Below are 14,956 nucleotides of genomic sequence, written 5' to 3' on the forward strand. Positions count from 1 at the left end.
CCGGAGCACCTGCCGCCGGGCGTGCAGGTCTCTGCGTTTCCCGAAGGTGATGAGCCGTTCCACGAGGCGGCGCACTTCCTTGGCCTTCGCCGTGGTGGTCTGTACGCGTTCCGTGTCCAGCACCGATGTGGCCAGGTTGCTCAGCATCGCCTTGCGGTGGCTGGGAGAGCGGCTGAGACCGCGCCCCTGCTTTCGATGTCGCATTCCTTATACTCCTGTCCAGATTGCCGCAATGACCTGCGGGCAGGTCATTCGATTACGTGGTTTCCGCTTCGACCTCGACGTACTCTTCGATATCCATGCCGAATCCGAGTTCCATCTCCTGGAGGATCTGGCTCAGCTCGGTCAGCGACTTGCGGCCGAAGTTCCGGTATTTCAGCATCTCGGTCTCGCTCTTCTGCACCAGGTCCGCCAGCGTCTTGATGTCCGCCGCACGCAGGCAATTGCTGGAGCGGACGGACAGTTCCAGCTCCTCCACGTTCATCTGCAGCAGCTTTTTGATCTCTTCGGCCTTCTCGTCCACTTCCTCTTCAGGCTCGGAGATGAACTGGTCGTCTATGGAGATGAACAGCTGGAGGTGGTTCCGCAGGATCTGGGACGCGGTGGACAGGGCGTCCTGGGGGCCCACGCTGGCGTCGGTCCAGATTTCCAGCACGAGCCGGTCGTAGTCCGTACGCTGGCCGATCCGCGTGTTCTCCACCTGGAAGTTCACGCGCGTTACCGGGGAGAACATGGCGTCCATGGGGATCACGCCGATGGGCTGGTCCGGCATCTTGTTCTGCTCGGCGATCACGTAGCCCCGGCCGCTGTCGACATGGATCTCCATGCGCAATTGTCCGCCCTCGTCCAGGGACGCGATATGAAGATCCGGATTGAGGATCTCCACGTCGGCGTCCGTCTGTATGTCTTCGGCGGTAACGTCGCCCTTGCCTTCCGCTTCGAGCATCAGCGTCTTGGGCTCTTCGCTGTGCAGGATGAGCCGCAGTTCCTTGAGGTTCAGGATGATCTCGGCCACGTCTTCTACCACGGCAGGCATGGTGGAGAACTCGTGGGCGACGCCGTCGATCCGGACGCCGACCACGGCCGCTCCGGGCAGGGAGGAAAGCAGGACCCTCCGGATGGAATTACCGATCGTCGTCCCGAATCCCCGCTCCAGCGGCTCGATCACGAACCTGGTGTAGCCATCGGTTACTGTATCGTCTTCGACTAAGACGCCTCTCGGCATCTGGAAATTCTTTAATTTCATAGCGTATGTTGCCCCTCGTCGCGCGCTGCGAGTGAACACATTGATGGCAGTGTGACGGCCCTACTTCGAATACAACTCGATGATCAGCTGTTCCTGTACAGGTGTCGGTATGTTTTCCCGGATTGGGTCTTCCAGCAACCGTCCGGCCAGCGTGGTCTTGTCCAGGTCCAGCCAGTTTACCGCGGGCCGCTGGTTCGCGGCGCTCAAGGAAGCGTGAATACAGTCGAGCTGGCGGCTCTTCTCCTTGACCTGTATGGTCTCACCCGTACGGACGATGTACGAGGGGATATTGACGATGCGGTCGTTCACCACGATATGGCGATGGCGGACCAGCTGGCGCGCCGCTTTGCGCGACGGCGCGAAACCGAGGCGGTACACGATGTTGTCCAGCCGGGTTTCGAGCAGCTGCAGGAGGCGTTCGCCCGTGTTGCCCTTTGTCCGGGCCGCCTTCGCGAAGTACGAACGGAACTGTCCTTCGCCGATTCCGTACGTCTTGCGCGTCTTCTGCTTCTCACGCAGGCGAATCCCGTATTCCGTGGGCTTCCTGCGCCCGACCGAACCATGCTGGCCCGGCGGGAAAGCGCGGCGGTCCACCGCGCATTTCTCAGAAAAGCACCGATCGCCTTTCAGGAACAACTTCACGCCTTCCCGTCGGCAGATTCGACAGTTGGCGTCCGTATAACGAGACATGTTTTCTCCTATTACGCTCGAGCCGGGCGGCCTGCGCCAGTCGGGCCGCTTCCGGCCCCGGCGTCCGCCCGTTGATTCACGATCAGACGCGACGTCTTTTCGGAGGCCGGCATCCGTTGTGGGGAATAGGTGTTACGTCCTTGATAGCGGAAATCTCGAGGCCCGCTGCCTGCAGGGCCCGAATGGCCGATTCGCGGCCGGCGCCGGGTCCCTTCACCCAGACCTCGACGCGCTTCAATCCCAGTTCGATGGCTTCCTTGGCCGCGGCTTCCGCGGCGATCTGCGCGGCGAAAGGCGTACTCTTCCGGGAGTTGCGGAACGTACCGCCCTTGCCGCCGCTCGACCAGCTGATCGTGTGTCCCTGCAGATCGGCGAGGGTAACGATCGTATTGTTGAACGTCGCCTTGATATGGGCCACGCCTATGGAGTCCACGTGCCGGTCTCGTCTCCGGGCGCGGCTTCGTCTAGCATTAGCCAACCTTCTACCTCCACGGTTTAAAAGTTACTCGCTAAGTCTTCTTGCGCTTCGCACCGATGGTGCGCCGCGGTCCCTTGCGTATTCGGGAATTCGTACGGGTCCGCTGTCCCCGCACCGGCAGCCCGCGGCGGTGGCGCAGGCCCCGGTAACAACCGATGTCCATCAGTCGCCTTATGTTGAACGTGATGTCGCCGCGCAGCGCGCCCTCGACCTGGTAATCGTTTTCGATGCTCTGGCGGAGCTTCGTGATCTCCCGGTCGGTCAGGTCCCGGACGCGGGTCTCCGGATCGATGCCGGTCGCGTCGAGCACCTTGCGGGCGGTTGTCAGTCCGATTCCGAAAATGTAGGTAATGCCGATCTCCACGCGCTTGTCGCGGGGCAGATCTATTCCGGCGATACGTGCCACCTTGCCCTCCTTGGCAACGGGTCGTTGCTATCCCTGCCGCTGCTTGTGGCGCGGGTTGCGACAGAGCACTCGCACGACGCCCCTGCGGCGGATGACCTTGCAGTGTTCACAGATTTTCTTTACCGAAGCGCGTACTTTCATCTTCCGGTCCTCGTGTTGCGGTTCGTTTCCGCTTGCGCCGGTTTCCCCGTCGTTACCATGCCCCGGATGCAGCCAAGCCCCGGATGCAACCCTGCCCGGGCTTACTTGTAACGATAGGTAATCCGTCCGCGTGTCAGATCGTAAGGCGACAGTTCCACCATGACCTTGTCGCCCGGCAGGATCTTTATGAAGTTCATGCGTACTTTGCCGGATATATGGGCCAGGACCCGGTGGCCGTTTTCCAGTTCAACGCGAAACGACGCATTGGGCAAAGGCTCCACCACCGTACCTTCCACCTGTACCGGGGGTTCTTTCGGCATGGGTTTCAACCTCTCACCGTTCGACCGCGCCCTGCTGCTGCTGCGGCCATGGTCGGTTTCCGGCCCGGATTACGCGTTCCGGACCAGGCACGTCAGTATGCGTTGCGTTACTTCCTCCGGCGTACCATCGCCGTCAATCCGCTTCAGAATGCCCGCCCTGTCGTAGTAATCGACGAGCGGCGCCGTAACCTTCCGGTAGACTTTCAACCGGTGTCGTATGGTCTCCGGCGCGTCATCCAACCGATTCCTCATGGCCAGGCGGTCGATCACCGTACCGTCGGGCACCTCGATGTTGAGCACCACGTCCACGGGGGCGCTCATGCGCTCCAGTGCCGCTTGCAGGAAGTCGGCCTGGTTCAGGTTCCGCGGAAAGCCGTCCAGGATGAACCCGTCCGCGCAATCGGCTTCACGCAATCGGTTTTCCAGTATGGCCTGCGTCACGGCATCGGAAACCAGTTCGCCCCGGTTCACGAACTCCGATATCCTGCGCCCGACCTCGGTTTCTTCCTCCATCTCCCGTCGCAACAGGTCGCCTGTTGAAACGTGCGGAATGCTGAATTTCCCCGACAGCCTCGTTGCCTGCTCGCCTTTTCCCGCCCCCGGCACTCCGAGTAGTATCAGTCGCATAACCTGCTCACCTGGTGCCCGGACGCCGGACCGACCAAGTCGACCAAGCTGACCAGGCTGGCCAGGCTGACCAGGCTGACCGCAAGGCGCATGGCACAAAGGTTCCGAAGCCTAGCCCGCCCGGCCGCGTACGCGGCCCCGTTTCATGAATCCCTCGTAGTGGCGGGACACGAGATGCGACTCGATTTGCTGGAGCGTGTCCAGGGCGACGCCCACCACGATCAGCAGGGCGGTACCGCCGAAGAACGAAGACGCGCTCAGTGAGACGTTCATGCTTCGGATGATGAGAAACGGCACGATGGCGATGATCGCCAGAAACACCGAGCCGGGCAACGTAATGCGTGTCAGAATGTGATCGAGATAGTCCGCCGTTCGTTTTCCGGGCCGGATCCCCGGGATGAATCCGCCGACGCGCTTCATGTTGTCCGCCACGTCCACGGGGTTGAATATGATAGATGTATAGAAATACGTGAAGAACACGATCAACAGTCCGTACATCGCGTTGTAGATGAAGGCGCCGGGCTGAAACCACTCCACCATGGTCTGGAACACGGCCATGTTCGGGAAGAAGCTCGAAAACGTGCCCGGCACGAACATGATCGACTGGGCGAAGATGATGGGCATCACGCCGGCGGCGTTGACGCGCAGCGGCAGGTGCGTGCTCTGCCCGCCGTACACCTTGCGGCCGACCACGCGACGCGGGTACTGGACCGTGATCCTGCGCTGTCCCTGTGTGATCAGCACCACCGAGGCGATGATCAGGACCCACACGGCCACGATGAAGATCTCGACGAGACCGCTGCGCAGCCCGTTCATCACCGCGTCGAACTCGCTCTTGACCGCGATGGGGAACTGGGCGATGATGCCGACGAAGATGATCAGCGAGATGCCGTTCCCGATGCCCCGTTCCTGGATCTGCTCGCCCAGCCACATCAGGAATATGGTGCCGGTCGTCATCGTAACGACCGTCACGAAGATGAAACCCGCCCCGGGATCGATGACGGCGGTACGGCCCACCTCGTCGCGGATGTCCTGAAGCCAGTAGCTGATACCGAGCGCCTGGACCAGCGACAGCACGACGGTGCCGTAGCGCGTGTACTGATTGATCTTCTTCTGTCCTTCCTGTCCCTCCTTCTGGAGTTTCTGCAGGTACGGCCACATGGACCCCAGCAGCTGCAGGATAATGGACGAACTGATATAGGGCATCACGCCGAGGGCGAAGATGGTCGCGCGCTCGAACGCGCCGCCCACGAACATGTTGTACAGCCCGAATATGGTCCCGCCCATCTGGCTGAAGAAGGCGCTCAACACCTCGTGGTCGATGCCCGGCGTCGGGATCTGGCCGCCGATCCGGTACACCGCGAGCAGACTGAGGGTGAAGATGATGCGCCGCCGCAGTTCCGGGATCCGGAATACGTTCTGGAAAGCCTCGATCATCCGGAGATCACCTCGACCGATCCGCCCGCCGCCTCGATTTTCTGCCGCGCTGTCTCACTGACCTTGTGGACACTCACCTTCACGGGCCGGTCGACCTCGCCTTCGCCGAGGATCTTGACCGGGTCCGTCGATTTCCGGACCAGGCGCCTTTCCGCCAGCGATTCGGCGTTCACGACCGTCTCCTCGTCCCATCCCTCGAGATCGCGTAGGTTGACGATCTGGTAGGTCTTGCGGAACAGATTGGTGAACCCGCGCTTCGGCAGCCGCCGTACGAGGCGCATCTGCCCGCCCTCGAACGAAGGATGGATCTTCTTGCCCGACCTGGAACGCTGGCCCTTGTGCCCCCTGCCGGCGGTCTTGCCCGTGCCGGAGCCCGGACCGCGGCCGAGACGTTTTACCTTGCGCACCGCGCCGGAGGCGTGTTTCAAACTGTCGACTTTCATAACAGCCGTTTTCCTTTCTTTCCCAGAACCGCCGGCTATTCCTCGTCCGCCGTGATGGTTTCCACTTCCACCAGGTGGCCGACGCGTGCGATCATGCCCTGTATCTGGGGCGTGTCGTCATGCACGGCGCTGTGATGCAACCGCCGTATGCCCAGCGCTTCCAGGGTCCGCTTCTGCCGCCGGTGCCTGCCGATGGCGCTCTTCCGCTGTGTAATGCGCAGTCGCGTCGCCATAGTCTACCCTTTCAGTTCCTCGATATCCACGTCGCGTGCGTCGGCGATCTCGGAGGCCACTTTCAGATCGAGAAGCCCCTGCAGGGTCGCCTTGGCCACGTTGTAGGGATTGGAGGAACCGATCGATTTCGTGAGGATATTGTGTATGCCCGCCGACTCGAGCACGGCGCGGGCCGCATCCCCGGCGATCACCCCCGTACCGGGAGAGGCCGGTTTCAGGATCACTTCCGCCGCGCTGAACCTCCCGATGACGTCGTGGGGGATCGTGCCTTTGACCACCGGCACACTGTGCAGGTGCTTGCGGGCTGTTTCCGTGGCCTTGCGGATCGCCTCGGACAGTTCCAGGGCCTTGCCCATGCCCAGGCCCACGTGGCCGTTGCCGTCGCCCACGGCGATCAGCGCGTTGAAGCTGAACGTGCGGCCGCCCTTGACGACTTTGGCAACCCGGTTGATATCAACCAGGCGTTCCGACGACAGATCGAACTCATCGGGATTGATTCTCGGCAATTTACGCTCCCTTCATCAGTAATATTGCGCCGGACGCTCCGGCCCTGGCGGCGCGGACTATGCGAACCCTTAAAACTCCAGTCCGCATTCGCGCACGCCTTCCGCGAGGGCCTTCACCCGGCCGTGATACTGGTATCCGCCGCGGTCGAAGGTCACGCTGGACACGCCCTGCGCCTTCATCTTCTCACCCAGCACCCGGCCCACGAGCCTGCTTTGCGCCTTCCGGTCCATGCCCGCCTCCAGTTGCGACCTGATCTCGGGCGTGTTGGTGGATAGCGACAGCAGCGTGGCGCCCGCCGTATCGTCGATGACCTGGGCGTAGATGTGCTTGAGACTCCTGAAGACATTCAGGCGCGGCCGGGCCGCATCGCCCCGGATGGACTTCCTTACCCGGCGATGGCGTACCTTCCGCATCCTGGCTCTCTGTTGCGTTTTCCTGGACATGGTCCTTTTACCCGTCCTCCCGTCAGGCCGCTCCGGTCTTGCCGGCCTTCCTGCGTACCTGTTCGTCGTCGTAGCGTATGCCCTTGCCCTTGTAGGGTTCCGGCTTCTTGAACGATCGGATCACCGCGGCCACCTGGCCTACGAGCTGCTTGTCGATGCCCCGGACCGTTATCCGGTTGCCATCGGTCACCTCGAGGTCCACGTCCGGCGGCGCCTGGAAGATCACGGGGTGGGAATACCCCAGGCTGAGCGTCAGGTTGCTGCCCTTGAGCTCCGCCCGGTAGCCCACGCCGACGATCTCGAGCGTCCGGTCGTACCCGCTGACGACGCCTTCCACCATGTTGGCGATCAGTGAACGGTTCAGCCCGTGCAAGGCGCGCGACTGCCTGGATTCGTTCGCACGCGCTACCACCAGGTGTCCGTCTTCCAGTACGGCGCTGATCTGCGTGGGGATCCGGTGGGAAAGCTCGCCCTTCGGGCCCTTCACCTTTACGGTCCGGCCGTCTATCGAAATCTTCACCCCGTCCGGGATCGCTATCGGCAGTTTACCTATTCGTGACACCCCGACTCCTTCCGGTGTTCCTGGCTACCAGATGTAGCACAACACTTCGCCGCCCGTGTTCAACTGGCGCGCTTCGCGGTCCGTGACGATGCCTTTGGGCGTGCTCAGAATGGCCACGCCGAGGCCGTTCAAGACCCGGGGCAGGCCGTCCGCCTTCACGTACACCCGCCGGCCGGGCTTGCTGATGCGCTTGAGCGTGGAAATGATCGATTCGCCCACCGGTCCGTACCTGAGGTAGATCCGGATAATGCCCTGTTTCCCGTCTTCCACCTGGGTATAGTGGCTGATGAACTTGTGGTTCAGCAGGATACGGGCGATTTCCGACTTGACCTTCGAGGCCGGCACTTCGACCCGCTGGTGCTTCGCCTGGCACGCGTTGCGTATCCGGGTCAGCATATCCGCGATCGGATCCGTCATTGACATCTTGCGGTTCTCCCTCTCGAAACAGCCCCGTGCTGCTACCAACTGGCCTTTGTCACACCCGGAATCTCGCCCTGCAGGGCCAGCGTCCGGAAACAGATGCGACAGATGCCGAAGCGGCGCATGTAGGCGCGGGAGCGTCCGCACTGCCTGCAGCGGTGGTACGCGCGCACCTTGTATTTCGGCTTTCTATTCGCCTTTGCGATCAATGACTTCTTGGCCACTCGTCCCCCTCTCGGTCTTTCGAAATTTCCGGCTCCAAACCGGCGGTCCGCAACACGCGGTCCACCTGGTCCGCCCGGTCCACCGGCCCATCCGGTCCACCGGACTATCCTGCTAGCCGGACCCTACACCGGCTGATCCCTGAAGGGCATGCCGAGATGCCTGAGCAGCTCCGCACTCTCTTCGTCGGTTTCCGCCGAAGTTACGATCGTGATGTCCATGCCCCGGAACAGGTCGACCTGGTCGTAGTCGATTTCGGGAAAGATCGTCTGCTCGGTCAAACCGAGGGTATAGTTACCCCGGCCGTCGAACGACCTCGTCGACACGCCGCGGAAGTCGCGGATACGGGGGATCGCCACGTTGATCAGGCGATCGAGAAACTCGTACATGCGGGCGCCCCGGAGGGTCACCCGGCAGCCGACGGGCATGCCTTCCCGTATCTTGAAATTCGAAATGGACTTCCTCGCCCGGGTTACCACGGCCTTCTGCCCGGTAATCGCCGTCAGTTCCGAAACCGCGCTGTCCAGCAGGCTGACGTTCTGCGATCCCTCGCCCACGCCCATGTTCAGGACCACTTTCTCGATCCGCGGCACCTGCATGGTGTTGCCGTAGCCGAAGTGCTGCAGGAGCGCGGGCCTGATCTCGCTGTTGTAATGTTCCTTCAATCTTGCCATGTTCGTATACCCGTTATCCCTCGGCGATCACTTTCACGTTGGATGCGTGCATGGGGGCCTCTTTTTCGAGCCGGCCGCCCTGCGGATTGGTCTGGGTGGGCCGCGTGTGGCGCGTTACGAAGTTCAGCCCCTCCACGATGACCTTGTTCTTTTCCGGCAACACCTTCAGCACCCGTCCGGTCTCGCCGCGGGCATCGCCGGTGAGCACTACGACGGTATCGCCCTTCTTGACATGCATCCCATCAACTCCTTCCCGCCGGCCCTTCACTCGCCGGCCGGCCTTTCACCGGCCTTCCCTTCGCCGGGTATCCCTTCGCCGGGTATCCCTTCGCCGGGTATCCGGACCCTAGAGGACCTCGGGTGCGAGCGAAACGATGCGGGTGTATTCACGCTCGCGCAGTTCCCGGGCGACGGGGCCGAATATGCGCGTACCCCTCGGCTCGCCCTGGTCGTCGATCAGCACGGCCGCGTTCTCGTCGAACCGGATGTAGGTCCCGTCGCGGCGCCGCACTTCCTTGCGGACCCGCACGACCACGGCCTTGACCACCTCGCCCTTCTTCACCGAACCGCCGGGAGCGGCTTCCTTCACCGATCCCACGAACCGGTCGCCCACGCTGGCGTACCGGCGGCCGGTACCGCCCAGGACCTTGATGCAGCGGACCTGCCGGGCGCCCGTATTGTCCGCGACGTTAAGCCAGGTATACTCTTGAATCATCTCGTTTCTTTCCCGTTCGCCGTCTTCCCGTTACAGCGCCATGCCTTTTAGGAAGACTAGACCTGTTCCGCGCGCTGGATGACTTCCGTCAGCCGCCAGCGCTTGTTCTTGCTCAGCGGACGCGTCTCCGTGACCCGGACGATGTCGCCGATCCGGCACGTCTGTTCCTCGTCGTGGACCGTCAGCTTGGTGGTGCGCCGCACGTACCTGCCGTAGAAAGGATGTTTCACCATCCGTTCGACGGCGATGGTGATGGTCTTTTCCATCTTGTTGCTGAGCACGCGTCCCACGCGGTTCTTCCTGTGTCCCCGCTCCTTCATGCGTCTTCTCCCGGATCACCCTGTCCGTCTTCCCGGTTCTCGTCGCCCGCCGCCTGGATGGATCGAATCTGGAGTTCATCCTCGTGCAGGAGCGTAAGAATCCGGGCGATTTCCCGGCGCGACGACGAAATGCGTTTCGCATCCGCCATCTGCCGCGTCGCCTTCTGAAAGTTCAGGTTGAAGATCTCTTCCCTCAATTCGGCCACCCGGTCGCGGAGCTCTGTCTCGGACAGTTGACGAAGTTCGTACAGTTTCATGCCTTCCCTTCCTCGAGCACAGGCCCGCTAGAGGTCTTCGCGGACCACCAGGCGGGTCTTGACCGACAACTTCTGCTGGGCCAGCGCAATGGACTCCCGCGCCATATCGGAGGCCACGCCCCGCAGTTCGAATAGAATGCGTCCGGGCTTCACCACGGCCACCCAGTTTCCGGTGGGGCTGCCCTTGCCTTTTCCCATGCGCGTTTCGGCGGGCTTTTCGGTGAGGACCTTGTCCGGAAAGATCCGGATCCACACCTTGCCGCCGCGCCGCATGTGATGGACCATGGCGATACGGGCCGCTTCGATCTGCCGGTTGGTGATCCAGCCCGGTTCCAGCGCCTGAATACCGTAATCGCCGAATTCCAGCGTGGCGCCGCGCGTCGCGATGCCCGTCATGCGGCCGCGCTGTCTCTTGCGGTACTTCAGTCGCTTCGGCATTAACATCTCGAAATCTCCTCGTATGGTCCCTTAACCGGTCGGGAACTCGGGGGGCAACCAGTCCGTCCTGTATAGCCGCCCGTCCGGTCGCGGACCCGCCCGGCGACCCGTCCTATAGCGTCGCCTGTCCTGCCCCGGCTTCCCCTTCTTCACCCTTGATGATCTCGCCCTTGCAGATCCACACCTTGATGCCGATGCACCCGTAGGTGGTGTGGGCGGTGGACCGTGCGTAGTCGATGTCCGCCCGGAGCGTGTGAAGCGGTACGCGTCCGTCGTTGAAAGACTCGGACCGGGCCATCTCCGCGCCGCCGAGCCGGCCGCCGCAGGTGATCTTGATGCCCTCGGCGCCCATGCGCATGGCCGCGGTGATGGATTTCTTCATGGCCCTGCGGAAACTGATCCGCTGTTCGATCTGCCGGGCGATGCTGTCGCCGATCAACTGGGCGTCCAGTTCCGGACGGCGGATTTCCTGAATGTTGATGTAGATCTCTTTTCCGGTCAAATGCTGGAGTTCATCCCTGAGCTTGTCCACTTCGGCGCCCTTGCGTCCGATCACGATGCCGGGACGGGCCGTGTGTATGGTAATGGTGGCCTTCTGCGGCGCCCGCTCGATTTCGACTTTGGCGATGCCGGCCCGTGAGAGACGGCTCTTGACGTAGCGGCGGATCATGAGGTCTTCCTGGAGCAGATCCGCCATGTTCCGGTCGGAATACCAGTTGGACTGCCAGGTCTTGATCACGCCAAGACGGAAACCTATCGGATGTGTTTTCTGTCCCACTTCGTCAACTCCTGTCGCCGGAACCTTCCGGGTGGATGGCCGTCCGCGCCGGGCCGATCCAGTCCGGGCAGGTCCAGGCTAGTCGGCGACCACCACGGTGATATGGCTGGTGCGCTTCCGGATCGTGGACGCGCTGCCGCGGGGGCCGTAATGGATGCGTTTCATGACCGGACCGCCGTCGACGTAAACGGTCTTGATCTTCAGGTCCTCGATATCCAGCGTGTGTTCGTCGTCCACGTTCATGGCGTTCGCCGTCGCGGAACGCACGGTCTTCTCGAGCGGCCGGGCGCACGCCTTGGGCACGAACTGCAGAATGTTCAGGGCTTCCTGCACGGACCGGCCGCGGATCATGTCCGCCACCTGGCGTATCTTACGTGCGGAGCCGCGTACCTGCCGCGCTGTTGCACGGGCTTCCATCTATCTGCTCTCCCCTGTTCCTCACGTCCGGTTACTTAAGCTGCGTGGATCGTTCCGTGACCCGTCCGCTGTGTCCCCGGTAGGTGCGCGTCGGCGCGAATTCACCGAGCTTGTGGCCCACCATGTTCTCCGAGATGTAGACCGGAATGAACTTGTTGCCGTTGTGTATGGCCAGCGTGTGGCCGACGAAGTCCGGCGTGATCGTGCACGCGCGGGACCAGGTGCGGACCACCCGCTTCTCGCCGGTCCGGTTCAGTTCGTCGATCTTCTTCTTGACGCTGTCGTCAATGTACGGCCCTTTCTTGACCGAACGGCCCATCATCGCCTCCCGCGATCTACCTTCGACTATTTACGCCGCTTGATGATCTGCGAATCCGATTTCTTGTTCTTCTTGCGCGTCCGCAGGCCCTTGGTCTTCTTTCCCCACGGAGACACGGGGTGCCGGCCGCCCGAACTCTTGCCCTCTCCACCGCCCATGGGGTGATCCACCGGGTTCTTCGCCACGCCACGGGAATAGCCGCGCCGCCCCAGCCACCGGGCGCGCCCGGCCTTGCCGAGCGATATGTTCTCGTGGTCCGTGTTGCCCACCTGGCCGATCGTGGCGGAACAGGCTTCGGGTACCCGCCGGATTTCCCCGGAGGGCAGGCGCAACTGGGCAAAGCCGCCGTCCCGCGACATCAACTGGGCGGCCCCGCCCGCGGACCTTACGAGCTGTCCGCCCCGTCCGGGCGAGAGCTCGATGTTATGCAGCATCGTACCCAGGGGGATGTGGTCCAGGGGCATATGGTTGCCGCTCCGGATCTCCGCCTGGCTTCCGGACATGACCGTGTGGCCCACCGACAGGCCGAGCGGCGCGAGGATGTAGCGCTTCTCGCCGTCCGCGTAGTGCAGCAGCGCGATCCGCGCCGAACGGTTCGGATCGTACTCGATGGCATGGACCCTGGCCGGGACGCCGGTCTTGTCGCGCCTGAAATCGATGACGCGGTAGCGCCGCTTGTGGCCGCCGCCGCGGTGGCGGGCCGTCGTCCGTCCCAGGTTGTTCCGCCCGCCCGATTTCTTCAGGGGACGGACCAGGGTGGACTCCGGCGTTTCCTTCGTGATTTCCTTGAAGGAGGACACGGTCTTGAACCGCTGGCCGGGGGTCTTGGGTCTGAATGTGCGTACTGCCATAACTTGTAGTCCTCTTCGGGCGATCAGGATCCCGTGTACAGGTCGATGATATCGCCGTCGGCGAGTTTCACGATGGCCTTCTTCCAGTCGGGCCGGCGTCCCTCGAAACGTCCGAGACGCTTTACCTTGCCCTTCATGCGGAGCGTACGCACCGACTCGACCTGCACGTCGAAGATCTCTTCGATGGCCCGCTTGATTTCCAGCTTGTTCACGTCCCTGGCCACTTCGAAAACGTACTTGTTCTGCTCTTCCTGGAGCACGTGGTTCTTCTCCGTCACCAGGGGGCGGGACACGATGGCCCGTGGGTCCTTCGTCATGATTTCAACGCCTCCTCCACCTGCTTCAGCCCCTCGCGGGTGAAAATGAGGCAGTCGCTGCGCAGGATCTCATGCACGTGGGTGTCCGTGGCCACGTTGATGTCCACGTCGACGATGTTGCGGCAGGACTTGTACACGGCGTCGTCGCTTCGGTCCATGAGCACCAGGCACTTCCTGTCGCGCACGTTCATGTTGGACAGCACGGAAACCATCTGCCGCGTCTTCGGCGCATCGAACTCGAGCGACTCGATCACGAGCACGGAACCGCTCTGCGCGCGGGTCGAAAGCACGGACTTAAGCGCGAGGCGCCGCACTTTCTTCGGTATCTCGTACCGGTAGCTGCGGGGCTTCGGCCCGTGAGCCCTGCCGCCCCCGATGCGGACCGGGGACCGTCGCGAGCCCATGCGCGCGCGGCCCAGGCCCTTCTGCCTGAACATCTTCTTCCCGGTGTAGGACACTTCAGAACGGGTCTGCGCGCTGGCCGTGCCCTGCCGCTGGTTGGCACGGTACATCTTCTCCGCTTCGTACATGGCGTGCGCATTGGCGGATATGCCGAAGACCGATTCTTCGAGATCGATCTGGCCCTGTTCCGTCCCGTCGCTGTTGAACAACTTCGCTACTACCGGCATGATTTCTCCCAACGTGCCTTCCGGTCCCGGCCGTCTACCTACCCGGCCCGGTTGATCAGTACGTATCCGTTCCGGTGTCCCGGCACCGCGCCCTTCACCAGGAGGATGTTCTTCTCGGCGTCCACGCCGACCACCTGCAGGTTCCTGACGGTCACGCGCTTGTTGCCCATCCGCCCGCCCATGCGGGTGCCCTTGAAGACCTTGGACGGCGTCGCGCTCTGCCCGATCGAACCGGGATGGCGCCAGCGGTCGCTCTGTCCGCGGGTCTTGTCGCCGCCCCGGAAACCGTGCCGCTTGACGACGCCCTGGAACCCCCGGCCCTTGAAGTAACCCGTCACGTCCACGAGTTCGCCGGTCTCGAAAATGTCCGCGCCGACGACCTGGCCGGGTTCGCAGGCCTCGATATCCTCCACCGCGACCTCCCGGACGATGCGCTGCGGATCGACCTTCGCCTTCTTGAAGTGGCCCTGCAGCGGCCGGGTCGTCTGCTTTTCCTTCTTTGCTTCGAATCCGATCTGCGCCGCCTCGTAGCCGTCGCGTTCCAGCGTCTTCACCTGGGTGACGTAACAGGGACCCGCCTCGATTACCGTGACCGGCACTGCGTCGCCGTTCTCGGCAAAGACCTGGCTCATTCCGATTTTCCTGCCGATCAGTCCGTGCATCTCCTTAGACTCCTACACCCTGATTTCCACGTCCACGCCGGCGGGCAGGTCCAGCTTCAGGAGCGCGTCCACCGTCTGCTGCGACGTGTCATAGATATCGATCAGGCGCTTGTGCACGCGCGTTTCGAACTGTTCCCGCGACTTCTTGTCGATAAAGGGAGAACGCAGGACGGTATACACGGTCCGTTTCGTCGGCAGCGGTATGGGTCCCATGACCCGCGCGCCGGCCCGCTGCGCCGCCTGGGTGATCTCCCGGGCCGACTTGTCCAGCATGGCGTGGTCGCAGGCCTTCAGCCTGATCCTGATCTTCTGGTCCGCCTGGTTGGCCATGACGGCCTCCTTCTCCCTTGCTACTCGATGACTTCGGTGACGACGCCCGCGCCGACGGTCCTGCCGCCTTCCC

Annotated in this window: 30 protein-coding genes; all 30 read right to left on the minus strand. The window is 62.6% G+C overall.

Features of this window, described 5'->3' with window-relative positions; genetic code table 11:
* Positions 1–204: 50S ribosomal protein L17 (locus OXH56_15595; GenBank protein MCY3556732.1), on the minus strand; the 204-nt coding region annotated here is incomplete at its 3' end.
* 52 nt (positions 205–256) lie between these two features.
* Positions 257–1,246 carry a DNA-directed RNA polymerase subunit alpha gene (locus OXH56_15600; GenBank protein ID MCY3556733.1) on the minus strand — a complete coding sequence of 330 codons (990 nt, stop codon included), beginning with the start codon at positions 1,244–1,246 and terminating at the stop codon, positions 257–259.
* A gap of 60 nt (positions 1,247–1,306) precedes the next feature.
* Positions 1,307–1,936, minus strand: coding sequence for a 30S ribosomal protein S4 (gene rpsD / locus OXH56_15605; protein ID MCY3556734.1), 630 nt, complete (start codon positions 1,934–1,936; stop codon positions 1,307–1,309).
* 82 nt (positions 1,937–2,018) lie between these two features.
* A complete protein-coding gene (gene rpsK, locus OXH56_15610; GenBank protein ID MCY3556735.1) occupies positions 2,019–2,414 on the minus strand; it encodes a 30S ribosomal protein S11 in 396 nt (131 codons plus the stop codon).
* 31 nt (positions 2,415–2,445) lie between these two features.
* The gene (gene rpsM, locus OXH56_15615; protein MCY3556736.1) at positions 2,446–2,820 is read right to left on the minus strand and encodes a 30S ribosomal protein S13; all 375 of its coding nucleotides are present in this window, start codon (positions 2,818–2,820) and stop codon (positions 2,446–2,448) included.
* 27 nt (positions 2,821–2,847) lie between these two features.
* Positions 2,848–2,961, minus strand: coding sequence for a 50S ribosomal protein L36 (gene rpmJ, locus OXH56_15620; protein ID MCY3556737.1), 114 nt, complete (start codon positions 2,959–2,961; stop codon positions 2,848–2,850).
* Positions 2,962–3,062: 101 nt separating this feature from the next.
* Positions 3,063–3,281 carry a translation initiation factor IF-1 gene (gene infA, locus OXH56_15625; protein ID MCY3556738.1) on the minus strand — a complete coding sequence of 73 codons (219 nt, stop codon included), beginning with the start codon at positions 3,279–3,281 and terminating at the stop codon, positions 3,063–3,065.
* Between the two features lie 69 nt (positions 3,282–3,350).
* Positions 3,351–3,908, minus strand: a complete 558-nt coding sequence (locus OXH56_15630; protein MCY3556739.1) for an adenylate kinase — start codon at positions 3,906–3,908, stop codon at positions 3,351–3,353.
* 111 nt (positions 3,909–4,019) lie between these two features.
* On the minus strand, positions 4,020–5,345 hold the full coding sequence (gene secY, locus OXH56_15635; GenBank protein ID MCY3556740.1) for a preprotein translocase subunit SecY: 1,326 nt from the start codon (positions 5,343–5,345) through the stop codon (positions 4,020–4,022).
* Positions 5,342–5,788, minus strand: coding sequence for a 50S ribosomal protein L15 (rplO, locus tag OXH56_15640; protein ID MCY3556741.1), 447 nt, complete (start codon positions 5,786–5,788; stop codon positions 5,342–5,344). Before rplO ends, secY begins: the two co-directional genes overlap by 4 nt.
* A 35-nt stretch (positions 5,789–5,823) precedes the next feature.
* The gene (rpmD, locus tag OXH56_15645) at positions 5,824–6,021 is read right to left on the minus strand and encodes a 50S ribosomal protein L30 (protein MCY3556742.1); all 198 of its coding nucleotides are present in this window, start codon (positions 6,019–6,021) and stop codon (positions 5,824–5,826) included.
* A 3-nt stretch (positions 6,022–6,024) separates the two neighbouring features.
* Positions 6,025–6,528, minus strand: a complete 504-nt coding sequence (gene rpsE, locus OXH56_15650; protein ID MCY3556743.1) for a 30S ribosomal protein S5 — start codon at positions 6,526–6,528, stop codon at positions 6,025–6,027.
* 69 nt (positions 6,529–6,597) lie between these two features.
* Positions 6,598–6,972, minus strand: a complete 375-nt coding sequence (gene rplR, locus OXH56_15655; protein ID MCY3556744.1) for a 50S ribosomal protein L18 — start codon at positions 6,970–6,972, stop codon at positions 6,598–6,600.
* 22 nt (positions 6,973–6,994) lie between these two features.
* A complete protein-coding gene (rplF, locus tag OXH56_15660) occupies positions 6,995–7,534 on the minus strand; it encodes a 50S ribosomal protein L6 (GenBank protein ID MCY3556745.1) in 540 nt (179 codons plus the stop codon).
* 24 nt (positions 7,535–7,558) lie between these two features.
* Positions 7,559–7,957: a 30S ribosomal protein S8 gene (rpsH, locus tag OXH56_15665; GenBank protein ID MCY3556746.1), complete on the minus strand. Its 399-nt coding sequence runs from the start codon at positions 7,955–7,957 to the stop codon at positions 7,559–7,561.
* 35 nt (positions 7,958–7,992) lie between these two features.
* Positions 7,993–8,178, minus strand: a complete 186-nt coding sequence (locus OXH56_15670; GenBank protein MCY3556747.1) for a type Z 30S ribosomal protein S14 — start codon at positions 8,176–8,178, stop codon at positions 7,993–7,995.
* 123 nt (positions 8,179–8,301) lie between these two features.
* A complete protein-coding gene (rplE, locus tag OXH56_15675) occupies positions 8,302–8,850 on the minus strand; it encodes a 50S ribosomal protein L5 (protein ID MCY3556748.1) in 549 nt (182 codons plus the stop codon).
* Between the two features lie 13 nt (positions 8,851–8,863).
* The gene (locus OXH56_15680; protein ID MCY3556749.1) at positions 8,864–9,088 is read right to left on the minus strand and encodes a 50S ribosomal protein L24; all 225 of its coding nucleotides are present in this window, start codon (positions 9,086–9,088) and stop codon (positions 8,864–8,866) included.
* A gap of 108 nt (positions 9,089–9,196) precedes the next feature.
* Entirely contained in the window at positions 9,197–9,565 is a 369-nt protein-coding gene (gene rplN / locus OXH56_15685) for a 50S ribosomal protein L14 (protein MCY3556750.1), read from the minus strand.
* A 56-nt stretch (positions 9,566–9,621) separates the two neighbouring features.
* Entirely contained in the window at positions 9,622–9,885 is a 264-nt protein-coding gene (gene rpsQ, locus OXH56_15690) for a 30S ribosomal protein S17 (protein MCY3556751.1), read from the minus strand.
* Positions 9,882–10,142 carry a 50S ribosomal protein L29 gene (gene rpmC, locus OXH56_15695; GenBank protein ID MCY3556752.1) on the minus strand — a complete coding sequence of 87 codons (261 nt, stop codon included), beginning with the start codon at positions 10,140–10,142 and terminating at the stop codon, positions 9,882–9,884. Before rpmC ends, rpsQ begins: the two co-directional genes overlap by 4 nt.
* Positions 10,143–10,169: 27 nt before the next feature.
* A complete protein-coding gene (gene rplP, locus OXH56_15700) occupies positions 10,170–10,586 on the minus strand; it encodes a 50S ribosomal protein L16 (GenBank protein MCY3556753.1) in 417 nt (138 codons plus the stop codon).
* A gap of 106 nt (positions 10,587–10,692) precedes the next feature.
* Positions 10,693–11,358 (minus strand): 30S ribosomal protein S3, encoded by a 666-nt coding sequence (gene rpsC, locus OXH56_15705; protein ID MCY3556754.1) that lies wholly within the window; start codon positions 11,356–11,358, stop codon positions 10,693–10,695.
* A 78-nt stretch (positions 11,359–11,436) separates the two neighbouring features.
* Positions 11,437–11,775, minus strand: a complete 339-nt coding sequence (gene rplV, locus OXH56_15710) for a 50S ribosomal protein L22 (GenBank protein ID MCY3556755.1) — start codon at positions 11,773–11,775, stop codon at positions 11,437–11,439.
* Between the two features lie 31 nt (positions 11,776–11,806).
* Positions 11,807–12,094, minus strand: coding sequence for a 30S ribosomal protein S19 (rpsS, locus tag OXH56_15715; GenBank protein MCY3556756.1), 288 nt, complete (start codon positions 12,092–12,094; stop codon positions 11,807–11,809).
* 26 nt (positions 12,095–12,120) lie between these two features.
* Complete coding sequence (rplB, locus tag OXH56_15720; protein ID MCY3556757.1) at positions 12,121–12,945, minus strand: 50S ribosomal protein L2; 825 nt, start codon at positions 12,943–12,945, stop codon at positions 12,121–12,123.
* A gap of 23 nt (positions 12,946–12,968) precedes the next feature.
* Positions 12,969–13,262: a 50S ribosomal protein L23 gene (gene rplW / locus OXH56_15725; protein ID MCY3556758.1), complete on the minus strand. Its 294-nt coding sequence runs from the start codon at positions 13,260–13,262 to the stop codon at positions 12,969–12,971.
* Positions 13,259–13,891, minus strand: a complete 633-nt coding sequence (gene rplD / locus OXH56_15730; GenBank protein MCY3556759.1) for a 50S ribosomal protein L4 — start codon at positions 13,889–13,891, stop codon at positions 13,259–13,261. Before rplD ends, rplW begins: the two co-directional genes overlap by 4 nt.
* Before the next feature lie 38 nt (positions 13,892–13,929).
* Positions 13,930–14,553 carry a 50S ribosomal protein L3 gene (gene rplC / locus OXH56_15735; GenBank protein MCY3556760.1) on the minus strand — a complete coding sequence of 208 codons (624 nt, stop codon included), beginning with the start codon at positions 14,551–14,553 and terminating at the stop codon, positions 13,930–13,932.
* A 12-nt stretch (positions 14,554–14,565) separates the two neighbouring features.
* Positions 14,566–14,883, minus strand: coding sequence for a 30S ribosomal protein S10 (gene rpsJ / locus OXH56_15740; protein ID MCY3556761.1), 318 nt, complete (start codon positions 14,881–14,883; stop codon positions 14,566–14,568).
* Between the last annotated feature and the right edge of the window lie 73 nt (positions 14,884–14,956).

Source organism: Gemmatimonadota bacterium (assembly GCA_026702745.1).
Lineage (GTDB): Bacteria > JAAXHH01 > JAAXHH01 > JAAXHH01 > JAAXHH01 > JAAXHH01.

Coding starts and splice junctions, on each gene's coding strand:
- rplR (MCY3556744.1), bottom strand. CDS start 6,972: ATGTCCAGGAAAACGCAACAGAGAGCCAGGATGCGGAAGGTACGCCAT.
- OXH56_15680 (MCY3556749.1), bottom strand. CDS start 9,088: ATGCATGTCAAGAAGGGCGATACCGTCGTAGTGCTCACCGGCGATGCC.
- rplN (MCY3556750.1), bottom strand. CDS start 9,565: ATGATTCAAGAGTATACCTGGCTTAACGTCGCGGACAATACGGGCGCC.
- rplB (MCY3556757.1), bottom strand. CDS start 12,945: ATGGCAGTACGCACATTCAGACCCAAGACCCCCGGCCAGCGGTTCAAG.
- rpmC (MCY3556752.1), bottom strand. CDS start 10,142: ATGAAACTGTACGAACTTCGTCAACTGTCCGAGACAGAGCTCCGCGAC.
- secY (MCY3556740.1), bottom strand. CDS start 5,345: ATGATCGAGGCTTTCCAGAACGTATTCCGGATCCCGGAACTGCGGCGG.
- rpsH (MCY3556746.1), bottom strand. CDS start 7,957: ATGTCAATGACGGATCCGATCGCGGATATGCTGACCCGGATACGCAAC.
- infA (MCY3556738.1), bottom strand. CDS start 3,281: ATGCCGAAAGAACCCCCGGTACAGGTGGAAGGTACGGTGGTGGAGCCT.
- rpsQ (MCY3556751.1), bottom strand. CDS start 9,885: ATGAAGGAGCGGGGACACAGGAAGAACCGCGTGGGACGCGTGCTCAGC.
- rplP (MCY3556753.1), bottom strand. CDS start 10,586: ATGTTAATGCCGAAGCGACTGAAGTACCGCAAGAGACAGCGCGGCCGC.
- rplD (MCY3556759.1), bottom strand. CDS start 13,891: ATGCCGGTAGTAGCGAAGTTGTTCAACAGCGACGGGACGGAACAGGGC.
- rpsJ (MCY3556761.1), bottom strand. CDS start 14,883: ATGGCCAACCAGGCGGACCAGAAGATCAGGATCAGGCTGAAGGCCTGC.
- rplW (MCY3556758.1), bottom strand. CDS start 13,262: ATGACGAAGGACCCACGGGCCATCGTGTCCCGCCCCCTGGTGACGGAG.
- OXH56_15630 (MCY3556739.1), bottom strand. CDS start 3,908: ATGCGACTGATACTACTCGGAGTGCCGGGGGCGGGAAAAGGCGAGCAG.
- rplO (MCY3556741.1), bottom strand. CDS start 5,788: ATGAAAGTCGACAGTTTGAAACACGCCTCCGGCGCGGTGCGCAAGGTA.
- rplV (MCY3556755.1), bottom strand. CDS start 11,775: ATGGAAGCCCGTGCAACAGCGCGGCAGGTACGCGGCTCCGCACGTAAG.
- rpsS (MCY3556756.1), bottom strand. CDS start 12,094: ATGGGCCGTTCGGTCAAGAAAGGGCCGTACATTGACGACAGCGTCAAG.
- OXH56_15600 (MCY3556733.1), bottom strand. CDS start 1,246: ATGAAATTAAAGAATTTCCAGATGCCGAGAGGCGTCTTAGTCGAAGAC.
- rpmD (MCY3556742.1), bottom strand. CDS start 6,021: ATGGCGACGCGACTGCGCATTACACAGCGGAAGAGCGCCATCGGCAGG.
- rpmJ (MCY3556737.1), bottom strand. CDS start 2,961: ATGAAAGTACGCGCTTCGGTAAAGAAAATCTGTGAACACTGCAAGGTC.
- rpsD (MCY3556734.1), bottom strand. CDS start 1,936: ATGTCTCGTTATACGGACGCCAACTGTCGAATCTGCCGACGGGAAGGC.
- rplE (MCY3556748.1), bottom strand. CDS start 8,850: ATGGCAAGATTGAAGGAACATTACAACAGCGAGATCAGGCCCGCGCTC.
- rplC (MCY3556760.1), bottom strand. CDS start 14,553: ATGCACGGACTGATCGGCAGGAAAATCGGAATGAGCCAGGTCTTTGCC.